Origin of the sequence: Kocuria sp. BT304 (assembly GCF_003290245.1) — a bacterium.
In the GTDB taxonomy this organism is placed as follows: Bacteria; Actinomycetota; Actinomycetes; order Actinomycetales; family Micrococcaceae; genus Kocuria; species Kocuria rhizophila_A.
The window spans coordinates 2,197,549-2,221,578 of record NZ_CP030039.1 but is presented as its reverse complement, the minus strand read 5'-3'; the positions used below and the strand labels follow the sequence as shown (position 1 = coordinate 2,221,578).

The following is a 24,030-nucleotide window of genomic DNA, read 5'->3' as shown; positions in this document are numbered from 1 at the left end:
GTGTGAGATCTGTGCTGCCCGTGGAGTCGGTGATGCCAGTGGACTCCGCGCCCGGGCTGCCGATCGTGTCTGCGGTGCCCGGCATGCCCGGGACATCCGGCGTACCTGCGGTGCCCCGCGTTCCCGCGATGCTCCGCTTGCGTGCGGTGCCTCGTGTGCCGGGGGAGACCAGCGCAGCCGGGGCACCCGGCGCCGGGGCGGCGCGCTCCGGATCAGGCCGGAACGGGCTCGAGCTTGTAGAAGGACATGCCCCCCGTGACCCGGGAGGCCCCGGGAACGAGCAGGCGGCGGTACTTGGCGCACCACTGGCCGCGGCCGCGGGTGTGCTGGGTGGCGAGCGCGAGCTCCCGGACGTCGTCGGTGACGTACGTGTGCTCCTGCCCGTCCGGTTCGGTGAGGGAGACGACCTGGTGCGCGGTGTCCGCGCGGACGGTGACGTCCACCCACTGCTCCCGGGACTCCGGGGTGGCCTGGGGGGCGTACGGGGGTCGCTGTGCTGTGCTGTTCATGGTGTGTGGCCTCTGAGTTTTCTGGCTGCTTGCCTGGGCCACACGTGTGGCCCGGCCGCTTCGTCATCCAATCCACCCCTGAACCGAGGGTTGGCGTGCACCGGGTTGGAGCCCGGGTCGTGCGGGGGCGTGCTGCCCTCGCGCGGGTGCATCTCGTGAAGTCGGTTCGAGCCTAACCAGCCCGCCAGGGTGGGAGCCAGGACCGGGCCGGGAATGTCATCAAAACTTAACCAACGGCGCCCGGGAGCGTCTCCGGGAGTCACGTCAGAACACATCTGAGCCCCAGAAATGCCGCGAATGCGCTGCCGCGGACGCCCTCAGCACGCAGCTGCGGCTCTCCGAAGAGCGCTGGCCAACGGCCGGGTGGGGTCAGCGGAGCCCCGGGGCGATGGCCGCCCCACCCGCGCGGTGGGTCCCGAGGCGGGCACTGATCCGGCACGCCCGCTCGTAGTGTCCCAGCAGCTCGTCGCACACGCCGGCCCACGTGCGGGACTGGACCGTGCGGTGGGCGGTGCGGGCGAACGCGAGGCGCTTGGCGTCGTCGCCCACCAGGTCCCGCACCCGCTCCCGCAGCGCCTCGGTGTCCCCGGGCCGGTAGAGCCAGCCGTTGCAGGAGGAGTCCACGAGGTCCAGGGGCCCGCCGCGGCCCACGGCCACCACGGGCACGCCCGAGGCCATGGCCTCCTGGATGGTCTGGCAGAACGTCTCGTGCTCCCCGGGGTGGACGAACACGTCGAGGGAGGCCATGGCCGTGGCCAGGGCGTCGCCCGTGAGGAAGCCCTCGAAGCTCGCGTTCGGCAGCAGGGTGCGCAGGGCGTCCTTCTCGGGCCCGGAGCCGATGACCACCACGCGGGTGTCCGGCAGCGAGTCCAGCACCACGAGGTCCGCCACCTGCTTCTCGGGTGCCAGCCGGCCCACGTAGCCCACGAGGCGCCTGCCCCCGCCCACGCGGTCCCGCCACGCGTGGTCCCGCAGCTCGGGGCGGAACCGGGCGGTGTCCACCCCGCGGCGCCACATGTGCACGCGCTGCACGCCGTGCTCGTGCAGGGACGCGATCGAGGCGGTGGAGGGCGCCAGAGTGAGCGTGGCGGTGTTGTGCATGGTGCGCACGTGGGACCACATGGCCTTCTCCAGCACGGCCGCTCCGTAGCGTGCCGCGTACCCGGGGACGTCCGTCTGGTAGACCGCCACGCAGGGAAGCCCCAGGCCCCGGGCGGCCTGAATGGCCTGCCAGCCCAGGATGAACGGGGAGGCCACGTGCACCACGTCCGGGGCGAAGCGGCTCAGGATGCGCTGCATGCGGGTGACCGTGCAGCTGGCCACCCGCACCTCGGGGTAGCCGGCGAGCGGCAGGGACGGGATGCGTTCCACCCGCACGCCGTCCACGTGGTCCACGGAACCCAGGAACAGGGTCTTCTCGTAGGAGGGGGCGATCACCATGGCTTCGTGGCCGCGGTCCCACAGGTGCTCGAGGACGCGGATCACGGAGTGGGTGACACCGTTGACGTGGGGGAGGAACTGTTCGGCGACCAGTGCGATTCTCACGCCTCCCACGGTGGGGTGTCCGGCTCACGGGCACGCCACCCGCCGGTGACCCGGGGGTGAAGTCTGGGCGAACTCCGGCTGCCCGGTGGGGGCCGGGCGTCGTGGGAGGATGGGAGGGATGAAACTTCCCTCAGTGCCCGGCGTGGTCTCGGGCGTACGCGACCGTTGGCAGGCGCGCGGTTCCTCCGCGGCGTCGGAGCCCTCACGCCCCGCGCGCAGCGACGCCGGCGTGCCCATGCCCCTGGCACTGCAGGGGGTGGTCGAGCTGCTCGTGGTGGCCGTGGTGGGCCTGCTGCTCGGCGCCCTGCTGCTGGGCGCGGTCTGGGCCGCGGGCGGCTTCGCCACGCTGGGCGCGGCGGGCAGCCTGCGGCTCGCGGGCCAGGCGTGGCTGCTGTCCCACGGCGCCCCCGTGGGCATCCACGCGATCCAGGGGCTCTCCCTGGACGGCGGAGGCACCGTGACCCTGCTGCCCCTGGGCCTCTCGCTCATCCCGTTCACCCTGGCCGTCCTGGCCGGGCGCCGCATCGCCCGCGCGTGCTGGCGCGGGCAGTTCCTCGTGCCGTTCGTCGCCGGGATGGCCGCGTACGCCGGGTTCGGGGTGCTAGTGGCGCTGCTCAGCCGCACGGAGCAGGTCTCGGTGCAGCTGCTGCCCGCGGCGCTGTGCCCGCTGGTCCCGGCGGGGCTCGGGACCCTCGTGGGCGGCTGGAGCGCCTCCCGCTCCCTCGCGGCCGTGCTCGGGACGGATGCGGCGTCCTGGCTCGAACGAACCAGCCAGTACTCGCGCTGGGCCGGCTCCTACGTGTGGGCCGTGATCCGCGCCGGGTTCCTGGCCGCGGTGGCCGCGGTGGCCGGTGGGGCGCTGCTGCTGACCCTCGCGCTCGGGGCGAACTGGGACGACGTCATCACGGTCTACCAGGACCTCGGCACGGGTGCCGCAGGGGACACCGCGCTCACCGCGCTGCAGCTGGGCTTCCTGCCCAACATGGTGGTGTGGGCGCTCGCATGGTCCACGGGTGCGGGCTTCTCCCTGGGCTCGGGCACCATCACGTCCCCGTTCCACACGGTCCTGGGGCCCCTCCCGCAGTTCCCGGCGCTCGCGGCGGTCCCCGCCGATCCCGGGGCCTTCACGGCCGGTGTGCTGGCGCTGCCGGTGATCGCGGGTCTGCTCGCGGGCTGGTGGTTCTGCCGTGAGGGGGAGAACCACCTGGACGACTGGATGGCCATCCGCCTGCCCCTGCGCTGGCTCACCTTCGTGCTCTCCACGCTGCTCACCGTGGCGTTCATCGCCGCCGTGGGGGCGGGTCTCGTGGCCGCGCTCGCGTGGCTGTCCGGGGGATCGCTCGGCATCGGGCGCCTCACGGAGATCGGTCCGGACGCGGGGAAGGTCTTCGTGTGGCTCGGCGCCGAGCTCGCGGTCGGCGCCGCGGTGGGGTACCTGCTGGGCCCCTGGCTCGAGCGCGAGGGCTACCGCTCCCGCTCGTGGGGTTCCGACGACGACGCCGCGGCCGCACTCTCGGACGGCCCCGTCCCCGCCGCGCAGACCCCCTCCCAGAACATTTTGACCGGGGACCACGACAAGGCCGAGGAGGAGGAGCCCCCTGTAGCCCCGCGAGCCCGCAGGTTCCCCTGGACCCGGTCGAGCACCCCGGAGGACACGCTGCCGGAGCACCCGGCGCCGGAGGACGTCAGGTCGGAGCACCCGACGTCGGAGGGGGAGCCGGTCGAGGACCCGGTGCGCCCCGGGGAGACGCCCGGCCCTTGGGGGCGCAGTGCGGCGGCGTCGGCGTCCAGGACGGGCTCCACGACCGTGGGCGCACGGGACACCGCGCGGGCGCCCCGTGCGAAGCCCGCGACGGTGAGGGTCGGCGGGGCCGAGCCCGCACCTGCGGAGGAGACGGACACGGGGCCGTCACGCCGCAAAGAGGCCAAGCGACGTCGTGCCGAGAAACGGTCCGCGAAGCGCAAGGCCGCGCGACTGGCCGCGATGGACCGGGAGAACGAGCGCTAGGCGCGTGACCGGTCGGCCGGAGGGGCCGGGGCTCAGCGGGTGGCGCTGGCGCCGGGCGCCCCGGTGTCCGGGGACGCGGATGGCGTGGCCGCAGAGCCCGAGGGCGACGCACTGGCCGAACCGCTCGGTGAAACGCCGGCGGAACCGCTCGGGGAGGCGCTGGGCGACACTCTCGGTGAGGCGCTCGGGGACGGCGCTCCGGTCTCCACCGGCTTGCCGGTCAGGTGGCGCCAGACGTTGTCGGTGAGCTGACGCTCGCACTGCGCGCCGGAGTTCAGGGTGAGGGAGCGGGCCGTGCAGTCCCGGTACACCTCGCTCGCGGGCCACACCACCAGCCGGCTCCCGCCGCCCAGGGCGTTCAGGGTGCCCCACAGGATGGCGATCACGGCGAACGAGACGACCAGCGTGCGCGCTGCCGAGCGGCGGTGGCGCACGAGCGAGACGATGCCCATCGCGATCCCGGCCAGCGCGAGCACCACCCCCACCGCGGTGGGCAGGGCATCCTGCGTGACGAGGGCGGAGGCCAGCACGGACAGTCCCGCGGCGGCGGCCGCGAACCTCACGGCGGGGGCGTCGGCGGCGGGGTCCCGGCGAGGCTCCGGTGCGCCGGGGGAGGGGTCGCGGGGCGCGGTGCCGCGCTGACGGGAATCCTGCATGCCCACCACTGTAGGCGAGTCCCCGGCAAGGCCCGGACCACCGGTGCGCGGGGCCCGGACCACAAGTGCGCGCGGCCCGGGCCGCCCGGGAACGGGGCCCGCCCCGCGCGCGCCGGGGTGGTGCATCCTCGTCTCCGACGTGAACGCCCGCCGGGGACCGCCCCACGCGCGCACCGGGGTGCGGCCCGGCGGACGGTGAAAGCCGGGCACCACCGGGGGAGACGGGGCCGGCAGCATCCCCGGGAGCCGGGCGGTGGCCACGGGGCGAGACAGCCCGCCCCGTCCTTGGAACAGCTCCCGCACCACCCCGACAGGGTGCCCGGTCCGCCGTGGCACCGCTCCGGCGGCTAGCATGGCGGCATGCGACTGGTGGTTCTGGTGTCGGGGTCCGGTACGAATCTTCAGGCGGTGATCGACGGCCTGCACCTCGGGGACGCCCCCGTGGAGATCGTGGCCGTGGGTGCGGACCGGCCGTGCGAGGGGCTCCGGCGGGCCGAGGCGGCGGGGATCGGGACGTTCCTCGTGGCACCGTCCGAGCACCCGGACCGTGAACGGTGGAACCGCGCCCTGGAGCGGGAGATCGTCTCCCACCGTCCGGACCGCGTGGTGTTCGCGGGCTTCATGCGCATCGTGGATGCTCCCTTCGTGGCCGCGTTCCCGGGGCGGATCGTCAACACGCACCCCTCCCTGCTGCCGTCCTTCCCCGGTGCGCACGCGGTGCGCGACGCCCTGGCCTACGGGGTCAGGATCACGGGGGCCACCGTGCACGAGGTGGTCGCGGACGTGGACGCCGGCCCGATCCTCGCCCAGGTGGCCGTTCCCGTGCTGCCGGACGACACCGAGGACACCCTGCACGAGCGGATCAAGACCGCCGAGCGCTCGTTGCTCGTGGAGGCTCTCGCCGAGCTGGCCGGCTGAGATCCGCGCCGCCGGACGACACATCGCGGGGTGCTCCGTGGCCCGGCCGTAGACTGGCCCGGGCGCCGTTGCGGGCCCCGCGCCGTCGTGCTCCACGACACCGCGCGCGGACCCGCCACCGGGAGCCGACACTCCCGGGCCCGGGCACGCCGCTGACCGCGCGCGCAGGGCCGACGCCGGCCCACACGTCCCCACGTCCTCTGGAGAGTCTGTGAACACTTCCGACCTGAACCGCGTGCCGCTCAAGCGGGCACTGGTCTCCGTCTACGACAAGAGCGGTCTGGAGGACCTCGCGCGCGGGCTGCACGACGCCGGCGTGGACATCGTCTCCACCGGCTCCACCGCCAAGACCATCCAGGCTGCGGGCGTGCCCGTCACCGAGGTCTCCGAGGTCACCGGTTTCCAGGAGTGCCTGGACGGGCGCGTGAAGACCCTGCACCCGCGCGTGCACGCGGGAATCCTCGCGGACCGCCGCAAGCAGGAGCACGAGGACCAGCTCGAGGAGCTCGGAATCGACCCGTTCGACCTCGTGATCGTGAATCTCTACCCGTTCCAGGACACCGTTCGCTCGGGTGCCGGCCGTGACGACGTCGTGGAGCAGATCGACATCGGCGGGCCCTCGATGGTGCGCGCGGCCGCCAAGAACCACGCGGCAGTGTCCGTGGTGGTGGACCCCGCGGGCTACCCGGACGTCGTGCGCGCCGCGCACGAGGGCGGCTACGATCTCGCGGCCCGCCAGAAGCTCGCGGCCGCCGCGTTCGCCCACACCGCCGCGTACGACACCGCGGTGGCCACCTGGACCGCCCAGCAGTTCGACCACGACCCCCGGGCCAACTTCTGGCCGCCCTACGCCGGGCTCGCGCTGCAGCGCGCGGAGTCCCTGCGCTACGGCGAGAACCCCCACCAGAAGGCCGCGCTGTACACGGACGACGCCGCCTCGCCGGGCATCGCGCAGGCCGAGCAGCTGCACGGCAAGGCCATGTCCTACAACAACTACGTGGACGCGGACGCCGCCCTGCGCGCCGCCTACGACTACCAGCAGCCCGCGGTGGCCGTGGTCAAGCACAACAACCCGTGCGGCGTGGCCGTGGCCACCCCCGGTGCGGTGGACCCGATCGCCGACGCCCACCTCAAGGCGCACGCGTGCGACCCGCTCTCCGCCTACGGGGGAGTGGTGGCCGCCAACCGCCCGGTGACCGCGGAGATGGCCCGCAACCTCCAGCCCGTGTTCACCGAGGTGGTGGTGGCGCCGGAGTTCGAGCCCGAGGCGCTGGAGATCCTCTCCGGCAAGAAGAACATCCGGCTGCTCGCGCTGCCCGAGGGCTTCGCCCGGGACCCGCTCGAATACCGTGGCGTCTCCGGCGGCGCCCTGTTCCAGCAGGCGGACCGTCTGGACGCCGAGGGCGACGACCCCGCGAACTGGACCCTGGTCTCCGGCGAGCCCGCCGACGAGCAGACCCTGGCGGACCTCGAGTTCGCGTGGCGTTCGCTGCGCGCCGTGAAGTCCAACGCCATCCTGCTCGCCCACGACGGCGCCTCGGTGGGTATCGGCATGGGCCAGGTCAACCGCGTGGACTCGTGCCGGCTGTCCGTGGAACGCGCCAACACGCTCGCCGAGGACGGTGCGCAGCGCGCCCGCGGGGCCGTGGCGGCGTCGGACGCGTTCTTCCCGTTCGCGGACGGGCTCCAGGTGCTGCTGGACGCCGGCGTGCGCGCCGTGGTTCAGCCCGGTGGCTCCATCCGCGACGAGGAGGTCGTGGCGGCCGCCAAGGCCGCCGGGGTGACCATGTACCTCACGGGCGCGCGCCACTTCTTCCACTGAACCGCGCCCACGGCGAGCCCGCAGACACACGGCGGCCCGGACTCGTGGAGTCCGGGCCGCCGTGGCGTTCGCGGGGGTGCGGATCAGGAGTTCAGGGCGCGGTGCTCCCGGGAGAGCACGATGTAGCGCTGGGCGTTGCGGCTCACCGCGCGGCGCTCCTCGTCCGTGAGCTCCCGGCGGACCTTGCCCGGCACGCCGGCCACGAGCGAACCGGGGGCCACCACCGTGCCCTCCAGGACCACGGCGCCCGCGGCCACCAGACTCCCGCTGCCCACCACGGCACCGTTGAGCACGGTGGCGTTCATGCCCACCAGGACGTCGTCCTCGAGCGTGCAGCCGTGGACCACCGCGCCGTGGCCCACGCTCACGCGCTCGCCGATCGTGGTGGGGTGCTCCGGGTCCGAGTGCACGGTCACGTTGTCCTGCAGGTTCGAGTTCGCGCCGATCCGCAGCGGGGAGCGGTCACCGCGCACGACGGCGCCGTAATAGATCCCCGCGCCCGCCCCCACCGTGACGTCCCCGACGAGGGTCGCGTTCGGGGCCACGAACGCGGTTTCCGCCACCCTGGGGCGGCTCTGGCCGTAGGTGAGGACGAGTGGTTCGCGGGCGGCGTCGGGCGCGGAAGAAGCACTGTGTGTCATGCAGCACAGTCTAGTGCGGCCCTTCCGGGCGCCCCCGTGCGCCGCGGCACACCGAAACTGGGTCTGCGGGCGGCACGCCGAACCCGGGGTTGCGGTCGGCACCCGGCCGCGCGCCGTCGGACCAGTCCCGGGTGCGGACGACGACGCCGCGCACGGGACCGGCGGCGTCGCCCGAGTGGCTCAGAGGGCCCCGGCGTCCGAGATGAAACGACGGCGCAGCGCCGCAGTGGCCTTCTCGGGCCGGCGGGACGTGCGGTGGCGCAGGGCCACGGAGATCTTCTGGCCGCCCTTGAGCACGTACTCGGCGCCGTGGACGTGGATGGTCACCGGGTCCGCCTTCACGGAGCTGCCCTCCAGCTCCAGGATGTCGTGGTCCAGGGAGACCTCGATGACCTGGCCGTAGTAGAGCACCGTGAAGTCCACGGCCTCGATCTCGCGGGGCAGCGCGGGCTGGAACTCCAGCCAGCCGCCGCGCACGCGCAGCCCGGCGTACGCCCGGGTGATCACGTCCACGGAGCCGGCCATGGCCCCCAGGTGGATGCCCTCGCCGGTGGTGCCGCCCTGGGTGTCGTCCATGTCGATCATCAGGGCGTCCTGGAACGAGCCCCACGAGCGGTCCGGGTCCAGCCACGCGAGCACCGCCGCGTTGACCACCCGGGACAGGGACGAGCCGTTGGACGAGCGGGCGATGTAGTGGTCCACGGTGCGCTGCACGGCGTCCAGGTCCGTGGTGTAGCCCATGCGGGCCAGCTCCTCCACCACGCCGTCCGGGCCCAGCAGGTAGACGAGCATGATGGTGTCCGCCTGCTTGGAGAGCTTGTAGTTGTTGGTCAGGTCCCCCTCGTTCTCCAGCAGCAGGTCCAGGCGGCCGATGTTGCGGTACTTCGTGCGGTAGAAGGCCCAGTCCAGCTCGGCGAGCTCGTCGTAGCCCGCGAACTGGGCGATCGTACCGTCCGCGTTGAACGGCACGTACATGTTCTTGGCCATGTTCAGCCACGTCTGGACCTCCTGGGGGGAGATCTCGAAGCGGGACTCCAGGTACTCGCGCTGGTGCTCCACCATGTCGTTGAAGATGTGCGCGGAGTGCCGGAACAGCCAGGAGGCGAGCACGTTGGTGTACGCGTTGTCCTTGAGCCCGCCCCCGTGCTGGCCGGCGGGGCCGTCATGGTACTCGTCCGGGCCCATCACGCCGTCGATGTGGTACTTGCCGTCGTGGGAGTCGTACTCCGCCAGGGACGCGAACAGGCGGGTGATCCCGATGATCAGCTCCGCGCCCTGGCTGGAGAGCCAGTCCATGTCCCCGGTGGACTCGTAGTAGACCCACGCGTTGTAGGCGATCGCGAGGCCCACGTGGAACTGCCGCCACGAGTTGTCCGGCAGCCACCGGCGGGAGTGGTGGTTGTAGAGCTCCGGAGGGGTCTCCTCACGGCCGTCGGAGCCGGACTGCCACGGGAACGCCGCCCCGTAGAGGCCGATCTCCCGGGCCCGCTGCTGCGCCATGGCCAGGCGCCGCCAGCGGTAGGAGAGCAGGGAGCGGGTCACGTGCGGCTGGCGCATGTTGATCACCGGCAGGATGAACAGCTCGTCCCAGAAGATGTGGCCGCGGTAGCCCTCGCCGTGCAGACCGCGGGCGGGGACACCGGCGTCGCGCAGGGTCAGGTGCGGGGCGAGCGTCTGCGCCGCGTGGAACAGGTGGGTGCGCACCGCGAGCTGCGTGCTGAGGTGCTCGGGGGTGTCCTCGGCGGACTCCAGGGTGACCTCGTAGCGGTCCCAGAACCGGGCCCACTCGATCTCGTGGGAGGCCAGCAGCTTGCGCACGCCGAACGGGGTGCGGTTGAGCTCCGCGAGCGCGCCGTCCCGCGGGGAGCCGATCGCCGCGTCCCGGCTCGTGACCACCGCGGTGGTGCTGTCCACCAGCACGGGGCTCCACGGCTCCACCTGAACGGTGTGGCGGCGGAACTCGATTCCGCCCGGGCGCACCTCGCGGCGCTCGGTCACGGCGCCCTCGCACTCGATGCGCGTGCGCTGGGCCATGGCGATCTCGATCTTGGACTGGGAGGTGCGCACGAGGGAGAGCAGGGTCTCGTGCTCGTCCGGCAGGGTGGTGGACTCCAGCAGGGAGAGGTGGTGGGAGTTGAGCTCCTTGTACTCCGCCACGCCGCTGTTGGTCACGGCCGGGTCCACGCCCGTGCGCACGTGCAGCCGTCCGCTGTAGCCGCGCGAGACGATCCGCGTCTCCTGGGCGCCCAGGTGGCGGTGGCGCAGGGACACCAGGCGGCGCTGCTCGATCTCGAGGCTGCGCTCGGGCCCGTCGGGCGCGGGATTGTCCTCGGCGTCCGTGAGCACGAGAGTGCGGATCAGCACGCCGCGGCGCAGGTCGAGCTCCACGCGCTCGTCGGAGGGGCGCAGCCCGCCCTCGGACCACCACCGGCCGTCGGACAGGCGCAGGTCCAGGTGCAGCCAGTTGGGGGCGTTGACCATGGACTCGTGCTCCACGTCCCGGCCGTTGACGTGGCTCAGCACGCGGTTGAACACCCCGGCCAGGTACGTGCCGGGGTAGTGCACGCCGTTGGCGGGGAACTCGCACGCGGCGCCGCGCACCCCCATGTAGCCGTTGGCCAGCGTCAGCAGGGCCTCGCGGCGGGGCTCCACGGCCGGGTCGAAGCCCTCGAAGACCAGCCGCCAGGTGTCCTCCCGCCGCGCCCCGAGGTCCAGCTCGGAGACGTCGTTGAGCACCACGTGGGCGCCGGCGCGGTAGAGCCGCTCCCGGGCGCCGTCCCGATTCACGCCCACCACGAGGCCGAAGCCGCCGGCCGCCCCGGCCTGCGCACCGGCCACGGCGTCCTCGACCACCACGCTGTCCTCGGGCGCCACGCCCAGCAGCCCGGCGCACTCGAGGAACGTGTCCGGTGCGGGCTTGCCCGGCAGGCCGTGCTCGGCGGCCCAGTTGCCGTCCACGATCCGGTCGAAGGAGTCCTGCAGCCCGGCCGCGGCCAGCACCACCGCGCTGTTGCGGCTCGCGGTCACGAGTCCCACCGGGACCCCGCCCTCGCGCAGCCGCTCGATCAGGGCCACGGTGCCGTCGAAGACGCGCACGCCGTGCACGGCGAGCTCGTCGTGGAAGTAGCCGTCCTTCGCGCCGGCCTGGCCCTGCACGGTCCAGTCCCCGGGCTGCGGCTCGGCGTGGCTGTCCGCCTCGGGGAGCGTGGCGCCGCGGGCCGCGAGCAGCGCGCGCACGCCGTCCTCGCGGCGTCGTCCGTCCACGTAGGTACGGTACTCGCTGCCCATGTCGAACGGGCTGCGGTCCACCTCGATCCCCTCCTCGGCGGGCTGCAGCCGCGGGTCCGCGAGCACCTGGTCGAAGAGCTTCTTCCACGCGCGGGCGTGGACCCCGGCGGTGTCCGTGACCACGCCGTCCATGTCGAAGATCACGGCGGCGAAGCGGGTGCGCAGCACGTCCACCGGTTCCGACGGCGCTGCGTCGGTCACGCGGGGCATGGCGGCGGTGAACGGGGCGGTGGGAAGAACGTTCACGGCGCGGGGACTCCTAGAGCATGGGACGAGGACCTGGAACGGGTGGTACGGCGCGCGCGGTCTCCGGGGGGCGGTCCTGCAGCGCGTCGACGTCGCGCGAGCACGTCACGCGCGTGAGGTTCGGGCACACACCTTACCCGTAGTCCACCACCGGCTATCACACGACGCCGTGGATCCCCGGGGCGCACCGGAGCGGTGGGCGGCGCGGGGCGGGTGTAATCCACGGAACAGCCCGCCCCCGTTCCTGGATATGCTGAGGGGGAACCTACCGCGGACCTAGAAGGTGGAGCATGACCGAATCTGTGACCAACCAGCCGCTCTCGGATGTGGACCCGGACGTCGCCCAGGCGATCCAGGACGAGCTGGGACGCCAGCGCTCCACGCTGGAGATGATTGCCTCCGAGAACTTCGCACCGCGAGCTGTGCTCGAGGCGCAGGGCTCCGTGCTGACCAACAAGTACGCCGAGGGCTACCCCGGGCGCCGCTACTACGGCGGTTGCGAGTACGTGGACGTGGTGGAGAACCTGGCCCGTGACCGTGCGTGCGAGCTGTTCGGGGCGGACCACGCCAACGTGCAGCCCCACTCGGGTGCGCAGGCGAACACGGCCGTGATGGCCGCGCTCATGCAGCCGGGCGACACCCTCATGGGCCTCTCCCTGGCCCACGGCGGGCACCTGACGCACGGCATGAAGATCAACGTGTCCGGCAAGCTCTACAACATCGCCGCGTACGAGGTGGAGCCGGAGACCTACCGGATCGACATGGACAGGGTGCGCGAGCAGGCCCTGGAGGCCCGTCCGAACGTGATCGTGGCCGGCTGGTCCGCGTACTCGCGCCAGCTGGACTTCGAGGCCTTCCGCTCCATCGCGGACGAGGTGGGCGCCAAGCTGTGGGTGGACATGGCGCACTTCGCCGGTCTGGTGGCTGCCGGGCTGCACCCCAACCCGGTGCCGCACGCCCACGTGACCACCTCCACGGTGCACAAGACCCTCGCGGGCCCGCGCTCGGGTGTGATCCTGTGCGAGGCGGACCTCAAGAAGAAGATCGACTCCGCGGTGTTCCCGGGTCAGCAGGGCGGACCGCTCATGCACGCGATCGCGGGCAAGGCCGTGGCGTTCAAGATCGCGGCCTCCGAGGGCTTCGCCGAGCGCCAGCGCCGCACGATCGAGGGCGCCCAGATCCTCGCGGAGCGGCTCACGGCACCGGACCTCGCGGAGCACGGCGTGTCCGTGCTGACCGGTGGCACGGACGTGCACCTGGTGCTCGTGGACCTGCGCGACTCCGAGCTGGACGGCAAGCAGGCCGAGGACCTGCTGCACCGCGCGGGCATCACGGTCAACCGCAACGCGGTGCCGTGGGACCCCCGCCCGCCCATGGTCACCTCCGGGCTGCGGATCGGCACGCCCGCGCTGGCCACCCGCGGCTTCGGGGCGGAGCAGTTCACCGAGGTCGCGGACGTGATCGCCCAGGCGCTCATGCCCGGCGCGGACGTCGATGCCCTGCGCTCGCGCGTGGACGCCCTCACCGAGCAGTTCCCGCTGTACCCCGGCCTCGAGGAGTGGTGAGGTGACGGCTCAGGTCCTCGACGGCAAGGCCACGGCCGGGCAGATCAAGGAGGAGCTCGCGCAGCGCGTGGCACGGCTGCGCGAGCGGGACGTGGTGCCGGGGCTGGGCACGGTGCTCGTGGGCGACGACCCCGGCTCTCGCTCCTACGTGGCCGGCAAGCACCGCGACTGCGAGCAGGTGGGCCTGGCCTCGATCCGTCGGGAGCTGCCGGCGGACGCGTCCCAGGAGGAGCTCGAGCGGGTGATCGACGAGCTCAACGAGGACCCCCGCTGCACGGGCTACATCGTGCAGCTGCCGCTTCCGGAGCACATGGACACCAACGCCGTGCTGGAGCGGATCGACCCCGCCAAGGACGCCGACGGGCTGCACCCCACCAACCTGGGGCGGCTGGTGCTCAACGTCAGCGAGCCGATGACCTCCCCGCTGCCGTGCACCCCGCACGGGATCGTGGAGCTGCTCACGCGCCACGGGGTGGAGCTCGCGGGGCGCGAGGTGCTCGTGATCGGCCGCGGCGTGACCGTGGGCCGTCCCATGGGGCTGCTGCTCACGCGCCGCGAAATCAACGCGACCGTGACCCTCGCGCACACGGGCACCCGCAACCTGCCCGAGCTGCTGGGGCGGGCGGACGTGGTGGTCGCGGCCGCCGGGCGGCCCCACATGGTCACCGCCGAGCAGGTCAAGCCGGGCGCCGTGCTGCTGGACGTGGGCGTCTCGCGCGTCCCGGACCCCGAGACGGGCAAGGGGCGGCTCACGGGGGACGTCGATCCCGCGGCCGCCGAGGTCGCGTCCTGGATGTCCCCCAACCCCGGCGGTGTGGGGCCCATGACCCGCGCCATGCTGCTGGTCAACGTGGTCGAGTCCTGCGAGCGGCAGGTCTTCGGGCAGCCCTGAGCCCCGCCGGCCCGCACCGGCTCACGACGCCGCCGGACCGCAGCCCGGTCACGACGCCGCTCGGCCGCCTCGTGCGCGAGACCGCCGGGCGGCGTCGTGCGTCCCCCGGGGCCGGGGCGGGCGGCGCGCTCCCGGCTCGCGGATGCGGTGCACCGCTCCGGGAACCCGGGCCCGGCCACGCCCGTGGCGGGGAGCGAATCCGGGCGGGCCGGGGCGCCGGTGGCTGACGGCCGGTCGCGCCCGCGCGGGCCGGCGGCCACCGCCGTGCACGATTCGGCGCGCCCCGCCGCGTTTGAGACAATGGCCCCATGCAGCCGATCGGATCCTCGTCCACCCAGCCCGCCGACACCGCCGGGAGCCCGCGCTCGGGGCGCACCGCCCTGTGGGGCACGGTCATCGGGCTCGCCGTGCTCGTGGTGATCTTCGCCGTGGCGCTCATCCAGGCGGCCAACGCCAACTCGTTGCTCGGCTGGATCCTGGCCGGCATCGCCCTGGGGTGGCTCATGCTCGCGGTGTGGGCCCTGGCCATGGTGCGCAGGGCGGCCGCCTTCGGGCGGGAGCAGGTGCGCCAGGCGCAGGAGCAGTTCCAGGCGCAGCACGGCCGGGCCCCGGCCACCACCGCGGGGGAGGGGCGCTCGCTGCGCGACGAGAAGCTCGCCCACGGGATGCAGGTGATCCTGGTGCAGTCCACCGTGGTCAAGGAGCAGCTCTCCGCCCCCGAGCCCGACCCCGAGCAGATCCGCCGGGCGCTCGAGACCATCGACATGACCGCCGCCAACGGGCTGCGCAGCCTCAAGGACTCCGGCACCCCGGTCAGCGGTACCGTGGTGGACTGAGCGCGGCAGGCGCGGCGCGGCGTCGTCGCCCGCCGTTCGCAGGCCCGCAAGACGCGTGCCCGCGGGACCAGCACACGAACCACGATTCGAGGAGACACTCCCAGCATGGCGCAGTCAGGACAGAGCGTACGCATTGCCACGGTGAACGTGAACGGGATCCGGGCCGCGTACCGGCGCGGCATGGCGGACTGGCTCGCGCCGCGCGGCGTGGACCTGCTGTGCCTGCAGGAGGTGCGCGCGCCGGACAAGATCACGCGCGAGCTGCTGGACGAGGACGTCTGGGACGTGCAGCACACCGAGGCCGCCGCCAAGGGCCGGGCGGGCGTGGCCATAGCCACCCGCCGGGACGCGTTCGACAGCGCCCTGCTGCCCACTGCCTCGCGCGTGGGGATCGGCGAGGAGTACTTCGACGACTCCGGGCGCTGGATCGAGAACGACGTCACGCTCCCCAACGGGGAGACCCTCACCCTGGTGTCCGCCTACGTGCACTCCGGCGAGGTGGACACCCCCAAGCAGGCGGACAAGTACCGCTTCATGGACGCGATGCTCACGCGCCTGCCGCAGCTCGCGCAGGGCTCCGACCACGCGCTCGTGGTGGGAGACCTCAACGTGGGCCACACCGAGCGGGACATCAAGAACTGGAAGGGCAACGTGAAGAACGCGGGCTTCCTGCCCGAGGAGCGGGCGTACTTCGACCGCTTCTTCGGGGACGTGGGCTACGTGGACGTGGCCCGCAGCCTGGCCGGGGACGTCCCCGGCCCGTACACGTGGTGGTCCTACCGCGGCAAGGCGTTCGACACGGACGCCGGGTGGCGCATCGACTACCACATGGCCACCCCGGGCCTCGCGGCGCGCGCCCGCAGCGCCACCGTGGACCGCGCCGCCAGCTACGACGTCCGCTTCTCGGACCACGCCCCGCTCGTGGTGGACTACGCCCTCGACTGAGCCCGGCACCCGCCCGGTTCCCCCCGTCCCCCGTCCGGGGCCGGGCACGGCACCGCGGACGACGACGCCGCACGGCCCGGTGCCGCGCACCGGGTCCACCACCGCCCACATCCCTCACCGGTGGCCCCCGGGGGCCGCCCCTCCCGCAGCGATCGAAGGAAGACCATGACCGAACAGAGCACCCCCACGAACCGGATCCCGCGCGTGGTCTCCGGTGTGCAGCCCTCCGCGGACTCCCTGCACCTGGGCAACTACGTGGGCGCGCTGCGCAACTGGGTGGACATGCAGGACGAGAACGACTGCGTGTTCTTCGTGGCGGACCTGCACTCCATCACCACCGGGCAGGATCCCGCCACGATGTCCGAGCGCACCCGGGTCACGGCGGCGCAGTACATCGCGGCGGGCATCGACCCCGAGCGCTCCACGCTGCTGATCCAGTCCCAGGTGCCCGAGCACACCCAGCTCGCGTGGGTGCTCAACTGCATCACCGGCTACGGCGAGGCCGCCCGGATGACCCAGTTCAAGGACAAGTCCGTGAAGCAGGGCGCGGAGAACACCACGGTGGGGCTGTTCACCTACCCCGTGCTGATGGCGGCGGACATCCTGGTCTACCAGGCCAACCAGGTCCCGGTGGGGGAGGACCAGCGCCAGCACCTGGAGCTCACCCGCACCCTCGCGCAGCGCTTCAACTCCCGCTTCGGGGCCACGTTCGAGGTGCCGGACGCCAAGATCCTGGAGAACTCCGCCAAGATCTACGACCTGCAGAACCCCACGGCCAAGATGTCCAAGTCCGCGCCGTCGGACGCCGGGCTCGTCAGGCTGCTGGACCCCGCAAAGGTCAACGCGAAGAAGATCAGGTCCGCGGTCACGGACGACGGCACCGAGGTGCGCTTCGACCGCCAGGCCAAGCCGGGGGTCTCCAACCTGCTCACCATCTACTCGTCCCTCTCCGGGGCCCCGGTCGAGACCCTCGTCGAGCAGTACGAGGGCAAGATGTACGGCCACCTCAAGGTGGACCTCGCCGAGGTGGTCACCCAGACCCTGGACCCCATCCAGAAGCGGGCCCAGGAGCTGCTCGACGACCCCGCCGAGCTGGACCGCCTGCTGGCCCGCGGCGCGCAGAAGGGGCGGGAGATCGCCGCCCGCACCGTGGCGGAGGTCTACGAGCGCATGGGCTTCCTGCCCGCCGCGTGAGACGCCGTGGGGTCCGCGGGGGTGGGATAGTGTGGGACGCGGCCGCAACGAGGAGGTTCGCGTGAGTGAGGCACACCCGTCACCCACGGTGCGCCCGGGCGTGGTCCACGCCGGGGTCGTGCTCCGCCTGCCCGAGCCCACGGGCCGCGAGCTGCAGGACTGGCGGGCCTCGTTCGAGGACCAGTCGGCGGACGCCGTGGCCCCCCACATCACGCTCATGATCACCGAGCTGGACCGGCCCTGGGACCAGCTGGCCGACCGCGTGCGGCAGGCTCTGGCGGAGCAGGACCCCTTCCACGTGGAGATCAACGGCACCGGGACCTTCCGGCCCCTGACACCCGTGGTCTACTTGCGCATCGAGCGCGGACGCGAGCAGTGCACCGCCCTGCACGCGGCGCTGGCGCGCCACGGCCTCGTCTCGGTCTCGCCCTTCGACTACCACCCGCACGTGACCCTGGCCCACGGCACGGACGACGCCGCCCTGGACCGGGCCCAGGAGATGCTGCGCACGTACCGCGCGGGCTTCCTGGTGGACCGGGTGCACCTCTACGAGGGGGACGCCCAGGGGCATTGGCACCCCCGGCAGAGCCTGGCCCTGGGAGCGCGCACCGCGAACGAGCATGGTGCGCACTGACCCGCCCCCGGTGGTCCCGGCCCTCGTGGACCGCTCCGGGCTGGTGGCCGAGCACCGGCGGCTGCGGGCCCTGCGGCGTGACCTCGCCGCCGAGCACGCGCCCCTCGGGCGCCGGGTGGGCGCGTTCTTCGCGTGGTTCTTCGCCCGGTTCATGGCCCTGTTCCCGGTCCGGGTGGTGGCTCACTACATGTTCCACGGCGGGCCGCTGATGGCCGCGGGGCTCGCGTACCAGCTGCTCTTCGCCTCCACCGCCCTGCTCGTGATCTTCTTCGCGGCACTGGCCACGTTCCTGGGCACCAACTCCCCGCTGCAGCAGAATCTCGTGGCCGGGCTCGTGGAGAAGATCCCCGGGCTGCTGGATGTGGGGGACGGACGCGGCGGCGTGATCCCCCTGCGGCTGCTCGAGGACACCGGACCGTTCACCGTGGCGTCCACGGTGGCCGTGGCCGTGCTGCTGTTCACCGCGTGGCGCTGGGTGGCCGGGGTACGCCTGGCCACCCGCCGCATGTTCGAGCTGCCACCCGCACCCGGGGTGCCCATGGCGGCCGTCCCCCGGGACCTCGGCTGGCTCGTGGTCATCGGGGTGCTGCTGCTGGCCTCCGCCACCGTGAGCGTCTTCGCCTCCGGCGCGGTGGACGGCGTGATCGGCTGGCTCGGGGACATCGGGCTCACCCGCCTGCAGCCGTGGCTCGACGGCGGCGTGAAGTCCGCCGTGACCTTCGCGGTGGGCCTCGTGGTGGATTGCGTCATGAGCTTCTCGCTGGTGCGCGGCGTCGCGCAGCTCAAGCTGCACCGCAAGGCGCTGGCCGTCACGGTGGTGGTGGGGGCCGCGGGGTCCCAGGTGCTGCGCTACGGCGGCAGCGAGGTGATCGGGCGCGCGGGGGAGAACCCCTACCTGCTCTCGGCGGCCGTGCTCGTGGGTGTGCTGCTGTGGTTCAACCTCTACGGCCAGATCCTGCTGCTGGCCGCAGCTTCCGGGGCCGTGGTGCAGGCCGACATCCGGGGCGCGCGCGCCCAGCCCGAGCGGGAGAAGCGCGCGGTCACCGCCGTGGCCGTCTCGGCGCTTCCCGACGCCGCCCGGGGCCGTGGTCACGAGGCCCCCGTGAGCTTCGGGCAGGCGTCCGGCAGCAGTGCGGCCCCCTCGGACGCGCGGTAGGGCCGAGCCCGTGTGAGGTACGGGAAAGGCCCCGGATCCGACGGGATCCGGGGCCTTCCGCTGCTCTCAGGCGCTCACAGGGCGGAGGCGAAGACCGCCTTCTTGACCTCAGCGATGGCCTTGGTCACCTGGATGCCACGGGGGCACGCCTCGGTGCAGTTGAAGGTGGTGCGGCAGCGCCACACACCCTCCTTGTCGTTGAGGATCTCCAGGCGCATGTCACCCGCCTGGTCGCGCGAGTCGAAGATGAACCGGTGCGCGTTGACGATCGCGGCGGGGCCGAAGTACTGCCCGTCCGTCCAGAACACGGGGCACGAGGACGTGCACGCCGCGCACAGGATGCACTTGGTGGTGTCGTCGAAGCGCTCGCGGTCCTCCTGGGACTGGAACCGCTCCCCGGTGGGGGTGTGGTCCTCGTTCACCAGGAACGGCATGATCTCGCGGTAGGACTGGAAGAACGGCTCCATGTCCACGATCAGGTCCTTCTCGCACGGCAGGCCCTTGATGGGCTCCACCGTGATGGGCTTAGACAGGTCCAGGTCCTTGAGCAGGGTCTTGCACGCGAGCCGGTTGCGGCCGTTGATGCGCATGGCGTCCGAACCGCACACGCCGTGGGCGCACGAGCGACGGAAGGACAGCGAGCCGTCGAGTTCCCACTTGACCTTGTGCAGGGCGTCCAGCACCCGGTCCGTGCCGTACATGGTGAGGGGCCACTCGTCCCAGTGGGCCTCGGACTCGAACTCGGGATCGTAGCGGCGGACCCGGAGCACGACGTCGTACGTGGGGATGCTCTCCTCGCCCTCGGGAGCGGGCTGCTGAGCGTCCTGGTTCTGGTTCTCGGTCACTGCAGTGGACATCAGTACTTACGCTCCATCGGCTCGTAACGGGTCATGATCACCGGCTTGGTCTCCTGCCGGATGCCCGCGGTGGCGGACGTCGGGTCCTCGTAGACCATGGAGTGGACCATGAAGTTCTCGTCGTCGCGGTCGGGGAAGTCCTCGCGGAAGTGCCCGCCGCGGGACTCCTCTCGGTGCAGGGCGGCCACGGACATCACCTTGGCCAGCTCCAGCAGGAAGCCCAGCTCCACAGCCTCCAGCAGGTCCAGGTTGAAGCGCTTGCCCTGGTCCTGGATGGAGATGTTCGCGTAGCGCTCCTCGAGCGCGGCGATGTCGTCGAGGGCCTTCTGGATGGTCTCCGCGGTGCGGAACACCTGCATGTTGAGGTCCATGGTGTCCTGCAGGTCCTTGCGGATGGCCGCGACCTTCTCGTTGCCGTGGGGGCTGCGGGCGTTGTCCAGCAGCGCCACGGTGCGCGCCTCGGCGTCGTCCGGCACGGGCAGGAACTCGGCGCTCTGCGCGTACTCCGCCGCGTAGACGCCGGCGCGCTTGCCGAACACGTTGATGTCCAGCAGCGAGTTGGTGCCCAGGCGGTTGGAGCCGTGCACGGACACGCAGGCCACCTCGCCCGCGGCGTAGAGCCCGGGGATGGTGGTCTCGGAGTCCTGGAAGACCTCGCCCTTGATATCGGTGGGGATCCCGCCCATGCAGTAGTGGGCGGTGGGGAACACCGGAACGGGCTCGGTGTAGGGCTCCACGCCCAGGTAGGTGCGCGCGAACTCCGTGATGTCCGGCAGCTTGGCGTCGATGTGCGCCGGCTCCAGGTGGGTGAGGTCCAGCAGCACGTAGTCCTTGTTGGGACCGCAGCCGCGGCCCTCGCGCACCTCGTTGGCCATGGACCGGGCCACGATGTCACGCGGCGCGAGGTCCTTGATGGTGGGGGCGTAGCGCTCCATGAAGCGCTCGCCCTCCGAGTTGCGCAGGATGCCACCCTCGCCGCGGGCGGCCTCGGAGACGAGGATGCCCAGGCCCGCGAGGCCCGTGGGGTGGAACTGCACGAACTCCATGTCCTCCAGCGGCAGGCCGTTGCGGAAGGCGATGGCCATGCCGTCACCGGTGAGGGTGTGCGCGTTGGAGGTGGTCTTGAAGACCTTGCCCGCACCGCCGGAGGCGAAGACCACGGACTTGGCCTGGAACACGTGCAGCTCACCGGTGGCGAGCTCGTAGGCCACCACACCGGCCGGGCGACGCCCCTCCGGGGTGTCCACCATGATGAGGTCCAGCACGTAGTACTCGTTGAAGAACTCCACGTTGTGCTTGATGCACGTCTGGTAGAGGGTCTGCAGGATCATGTGACCGGTGCGGTCGGCCGCGTAGCACGCGCGGCGCACGGGGTTCTTGCCGTGGTCGCGGGTGTGGCCGCCGAAGCGGCGCTGGTCGATCTTGCCCTCGGGGGTGCGGTTGAACGGCAGCCCCATGTGCTCGAGGTCGAGCACGGCGTCGATGGCCTCCTTGGCCATGACCTCCGCGGCGTCCTGGTCCACCAGGTAGTCGCCACCCTTGACGGTGTCGAAGGTGTGCCACTCCCAGTTGTCCTCCTCGACGTTCGCGAGGGCCGCGCACATGCCGCCCTGGGCTGCGCCGGTGTGGGACCGGGTGGGGTAGAGCTTGGTCAGTACGGCAGTGCGGGCGCGCTGGCCGGACTCAATGGCGGCACGCATGCCGGCGCCGCCGGCGCCGACTATTACCACATCGTACTTGTGAACCTGCATACCAGATGTTCTTTCTACGTGGGTGAGTGTGATGGGGGTCCCCGTGCGGGACCGGGGTGGCCGGTGGCGGCGGGACCCGTGGGCCCCGCCGCTCACCCGGTCACCGGGCGTGGCAGAAGGAGGCCAGCAGCGAGGGGTCGGCGCCGGCGGGGCACGGCTCGAAGGTGAAGATCACCATGGTGCCCAGCAGGATCACGAAGGCCGAGGCCACGAACAGGAACACCTTGAGCCAGAAGCGCGTGGTGTTGCGCCCTGCGTAGTCGTCAATGATGGTGCGCATGCCGTTGGTGCCGTGGAGCATGGCCAGCCACAGCATGACCAGGTCCCAGACCTGCCAGAACGGGTTGGCCCACTTGCCGCCCACGAAGCCGAAGTCCACGGCGTGCACGCCCTCGCCCACCATGAGGTTGACGAAGAGGTGGCCGAAGACGAGCACCACCAGCACGATGCCGGACATGCGCATGAACAGCCACGCGAACATCTCGAAGCTGCTGCGGGACGAGGAGGAGCGGTTGTACTTGACGCCGTCCACCTCGAGGTCCCGGCTGCGCGGGACGGAGATCTTGGTCTTGAGAGGAGTGCTCACGGAATCAGCCCCCGAAAACGATCGACAGGTGACGGACAAGGAAGGGGATCATCACGACGACCCAGAGGGCGAGGACGCCCCAGAGCAGGCCCTTCTGGTGCTTGGTCCCGCCCTTCCAGAAGTCGATCAGGATGATGCGCAGGCCGTTGAAGGCGTGGTACACGATGGCGGCCACCAGACCGGTCTCGCCCAGGCCCATGACGGGGTTCTTGTAGGTGGCAATCACTGCGTTGTAGGCCTCGGGGGATACACGCACGAGAGCGGTGTCGAGGACGTGGACCAGCAAGAAGAAGAAGATGGCCACGCCGGTAATGCGGTGGGCAACCCACGACCACATGCCGTACTGGCCGCGGTAAAGGGTGCCCCTGGATGAGTTCGCCACGGAATGTCCTCCCTGTGTCGCTCGTCGTCGTGCGCACTGGTGATCGGTGCAGAACGGCAGCGTTCTCGCGCTGATGCACGGCGATGGCGGAGCCCTGGCTGGCTCTGTCATGGATGATGCGGTAGTTCTCGTCAAAGATACCAGCCTCCCGGGAGTTCACTGACAACGTGTCGCCATCCCGAAAACCGCGCGGGGCCGCGGAATTAGCGCAGTTCGGCATTCCCGAATCGGGGGTCCCGGGGGCGGTTCCGGAGGGGGCTGCGCCTGGGCCCGGGGAGGTCCCCGGGGACCGCGGCGGACGCGCGGACCGGACGCGGCGGCGTCGTTCCCCGGGGGTTTTCCCGCCGTGGGTGGTGGGCCCGCGGGTGCGTCCCCCGGGCGGGGGACGCCGCCCGGCAGGGGGCAGGTCACAGCCGCGAGATCCGCGGAACCGCGCGGGTCTGGCCGTACACTGTCGGTCGTGACTTCGCCACTGCAACGATTCCATCCGTTCATCCCGGCGGGCGGCGTGGGCTCACGGCTGTGGCCCCTCTCCCGCGCGGACGCCCCCAAGTTCCTGCTGGACCTCACCGGTTCCGGCTCGTCGCTGCTGCGCGCCACGTACGACCGGCTGGCCGGGCTCTCGGCGGGGCCCATCATGGTGGTCACGGGACGCTCGCACGCCGGTGCCGTGCAGGAGCAGCTGCCCGAGCTCACGGCGGACGACCTCGTGCTGGAGCCGTCCCCCAAGGATTCCGCGGCGGCCATCGGACTCGCGTGCACGCTGATCGCCCGGCGGGACCCCACCGCGATCATCGGCTCGTTCGCCGCGGACCACGTGGTGGAGCCCGCGGAGGCGTTCCAGGAGGTGGTGAAGGAGGCGGTGCAGGCGGCCGACACCGGTCGGATCGTGACCATCGGCATCACCCCCTCCTCCCCGGCCACCGGGTTCGGCTACATCAAGGCGGGGGAGTCGCTCGAGCTCGCGGAGGCGCCGCACGCGCTGGCCGTGGAGCAGTTCGTGGAGAAGCCGGACGAGGAGACAGCGCGCCAGTACGTGGCCAGCGGCCGTTACACCTGGAACGCGGGGATGTTCGTGGCCCCGGTGGGTCTCATGCTCAGCTACCTGCGCGAGAGCGAGCCTGAGCTGGCCAGGGGCCTGGACCGGATCGCGGACGCGTGGGAGACCCCCGAGCGCGACGCCGTGGTGGACGAGGTCTGGCCCACCCTGACCAAGACCGCCATCGACTACGCCGTGGCCGAGCCCGCCGCGGCCGCCGGGGACGTGGCCATGGTCCCCGGGGACTTCACGTGGGAGGACGTCGGGGACTTCGCGGCGATCAACCGCCTCAACAAGGTGGACCCGCAGACGGAGGCGCCGGTGTCCATCCTGGGGCAGAACAACCGGGTGCTCGCGGACGAGTCCTCCGGGATCGTGGTCTCGGACACCGGGCGGCTCATCGCCCTGATCGGCGTGGAGGACATCGTGGTGGTGGACACGCCCGATGCCCTGCTGGTCACCACCGCCGAGCACGCGCAGCGCGTGAAGAACGCCGTGGACTCCCTCAAGCGCAACGGGGACACGGACGTCCTCTGAGCCCGCGCCGGCGCGTCCCGGCC

The 24,030-nt window shown here is 72.1% G+C and carries 20 protein-coding genes; 11 read left to right on the top strand and 9 right to left on the bottom strand.

Features of this window, described 5'->3' with window-relative positions; translation table 11 throughout:
* Window positions 1-212: 212 nt before the first annotated feature.
* Window positions 213-509, bottom strand: coding sequence for a hypothetical protein (locus DNL27_RS09815; RefSeq protein ID WP_112235434.1), 297 nt, complete (start codon window positions 507-509; stop codon window positions 213-215).
* A gap of 369 nt (window positions 510-878) precedes the next feature.
* The gene (locus DNL27_RS09810) at window positions 879-2,054 is read right to left on the bottom strand and encodes a glycosyltransferase family 1 protein (protein ID WP_204360287.1); all 1,176 of its coding nucleotides are present in this window, start codon (window positions 2,052-2,054) and stop codon (window positions 879-881) included.
* A 118-nt stretch (window positions 2,055-2,172) separates the two neighbouring features.
* Here DNL27_RS09810 and DNL27_RS09805 point away from each other — a divergent pair, with 118 nt between their 5' ends.
* On the top strand, window positions 2,173-4,062 hold the full coding sequence (locus tag DNL27_RS09805; RefSeq protein WP_239494336.1) for a DUF6350 family protein: 1,890 nt from the start codon (window positions 2,173-2,175) through the stop codon (window positions 4,060-4,062).
* Window positions 4,063-4,094: 32 nt separating this feature from the next.
* Here the strand turns inward: DNL27_RS09805 and DNL27_RS09800 are convergent, their stop codons facing one another.
* The gene (locus tag DNL27_RS09800; protein ID WP_162627127.1) at window positions 4,095-4,718 is read right to left on the bottom strand and encodes a hypothetical protein; all 624 of its coding nucleotides are present in this window, start codon (window positions 4,716-4,718) and stop codon (window positions 4,095-4,097) included.
* A 360-nt stretch (window positions 4,719-5,078) separates the two neighbouring features.
* Here DNL27_RS09800 and purN point away from each other — a divergent pair, with 360 nt between their 5' ends.
* Both purN and purH read left to right on the top strand, forming a co-directional pair.
* Window positions 5,079-5,636, top strand: coding sequence for a phosphoribosylglycinamide formyltransferase (purN, locus tag DNL27_RS09795; RefSeq protein ID WP_012398872.1), 558 nt, complete (start codon window positions 5,079-5,081; stop codon window positions 5,634-5,636).
* 211 nt (window positions 5,637-5,847) lie between these two features.
* Entirely contained in the window at window positions 5,848-7,458 is a 1,611-nt protein-coding gene (gene purH, locus DNL27_RS09790) for a bifunctional phosphoribosylaminoimidazolecarboxamide formyltransferase/IMP cyclohydrolase (RefSeq protein ID WP_112235430.1), read from the top strand.
* An 83-nt stretch (window positions 7,459-7,541) separates the two neighbouring features.
* On the opposite strand, the gene DNL27_RS09785 is transcribed toward purH, so the two are convergent.
* Together DNL27_RS09785 and DNL27_RS09780 are read right to left on the bottom strand one after the other, a co-directional pair.
* A complete protein-coding gene (locus tag DNL27_RS09785; protein ID WP_112235429.1) occupies window positions 7,542-8,099 on the bottom strand; it encodes a gamma carbonic anhydrase family protein in 558 nt (185 codons plus the stop codon).
* A 180-nt stretch (window positions 8,100-8,279) separates the two neighbouring features.
* Window positions 8,280-11,633 (bottom strand): beta-phosphoglucomutase family hydrolase, encoded by a 3,354-nt coding sequence (locus tag DNL27_RS09780; protein ID WP_112235428.1) that lies wholly within the window; start codon window positions 11,631-11,633, stop codon window positions 8,280-8,282.
* Window positions 11,634-11,923: 290 nt separating this feature from the next.
* Here DNL27_RS09780 and glyA point away from each other — a divergent pair, with 290 nt between their 5' ends.
* From glyA to DNL27_RS09745, 7 genes are all read left to right on the top strand, one after another.
* Window positions 11,924-13,198, top strand: coding sequence for a serine hydroxymethyltransferase (gene glyA / locus DNL27_RS09775; RefSeq protein WP_012398868.1), 1,275 nt, complete (start codon window positions 11,924-11,926; stop codon window positions 13,196-13,198).
* A 1-nt stretch (window position 13,199) separates the two neighbouring features.
* Entirely contained in the window at window positions 13,200-14,090 is an 891-nt protein-coding gene (locus tag DNL27_RS09770; RefSeq protein ID WP_112235427.1) for a bifunctional methylenetetrahydrofolate dehydrogenase/methenyltetrahydrofolate cyclohydrolase, read from the top strand.
* Window positions 14,091-14,398: 308 nt separating this feature from the next.
* Window positions 14,399-14,926 carry a hypothetical protein gene (locus DNL27_RS09765; RefSeq protein WP_112235426.1) on the top strand — a complete coding sequence of 176 codons (528 nt, stop codon included), beginning with the start codon at window positions 14,399-14,401 and terminating at the stop codon, window positions 14,924-14,926.
* A gap of 105 nt (window positions 14,927-15,031) precedes the next feature.
* The gene (locus DNL27_RS09760) at window positions 15,032-15,871 is read left to right on the top strand and encodes an exodeoxyribonuclease III (protein WP_112235425.1); all 840 of its coding nucleotides are present in this window, start codon (window positions 15,032-15,034) and stop codon (window positions 15,869-15,871) included.
* Window positions 15,872-16,036: 165 nt separating this feature from the next.
* The gene (gene trpS, locus DNL27_RS09755) at window positions 16,037-17,065 is read left to right on the top strand and encodes a tryptophan--tRNA ligase (protein WP_012398864.1); all 1,029 of its coding nucleotides are present in this window, start codon (window positions 16,037-16,039) and stop codon (window positions 17,063-17,065) included.
* Between the two features lie 61 nt (window positions 17,066-17,126).
* Window positions 17,127-17,699 carry a 2'-5' RNA ligase family protein gene (locus DNL27_RS09750; protein ID WP_041297400.1) on the top strand — a complete coding sequence of 191 codons (573 nt, stop codon included), beginning with the start codon at window positions 17,127-17,129 and terminating at the stop codon, window positions 17,697-17,699.
* On the top strand, window positions 17,686-18,855 hold the full coding sequence (locus DNL27_RS09745) for a YihY/virulence factor BrkB family protein (protein ID WP_012398862.1): 1,170 nt from the start codon (window positions 17,686-17,688) through the stop codon (window positions 18,853-18,855). Before DNL27_RS09750 ends, DNL27_RS09745 begins: the two co-directional genes overlap by 14 nt.
* 74 nt (window positions 18,856-18,929) lie before the next feature.
* Here the strand turns inward: DNL27_RS09745 and DNL27_RS09740 are convergent, their stop codons facing one another.
* The 4 genes from DNL27_RS09740 to sdhC all read right to left on the bottom strand — a co-directional run bounded on the left by DNL27_RS09740 (window position 18,930) and on the right by sdhC (window position 22,431).
* Complete coding sequence (locus tag DNL27_RS09740; RefSeq protein WP_012398861.1) at window positions 18,930-19,712, bottom strand: succinate dehydrogenase iron-sulfur subunit; 783 nt, start codon at window positions 19,710-19,712, stop codon at window positions 18,930-18,932.
* Complete coding sequence (gene sdhA, locus DNL27_RS09735; protein WP_112235424.1) at window positions 19,712-21,463, bottom strand: succinate dehydrogenase flavoprotein subunit; 1,752 nt, start codon at window positions 21,461-21,463, stop codon at window positions 19,712-19,714. The genes DNL27_RS09740 and sdhA overlap by 1 nt, the downstream gene beginning before the upstream one ends.
* A gap of 100 nt (window positions 21,464-21,563) precedes the next feature.
* Window positions 21,564-22,049, bottom strand: a complete 486-nt coding sequence (locus DNL27_RS09730) for a succinate dehydrogenase hydrophobic membrane anchor subunit (RefSeq protein ID WP_012398859.1) — start codon at window positions 22,047-22,049, stop codon at window positions 21,564-21,566.
* A 4-nt stretch (window positions 22,050-22,053) separates the two neighbouring features.
* Complete coding sequence (gene sdhC / locus DNL27_RS09725) at window positions 22,054-22,431, bottom strand: succinate dehydrogenase, cytochrome b556 subunit (protein WP_012398858.1); 378 nt, start codon at window positions 22,429-22,431, stop codon at window positions 22,054-22,056.
* A gap of 460 nt (window positions 22,432-22,891) precedes the next feature.
* On the opposite strand from sdhC, the gene DNL27_RS09720 reads away from it, so the two are divergent.
* Window positions 22,892-24,007: a mannose-1-phosphate guanylyltransferase gene (locus DNL27_RS09720; protein ID WP_012398857.1), complete on the top strand. Its 1,116-nt coding sequence runs from the start codon at window positions 22,892-22,894 to the stop codon at window positions 24,005-24,007.
* Window positions 24,008-24,030 lie beyond the last annotated feature (23 nt).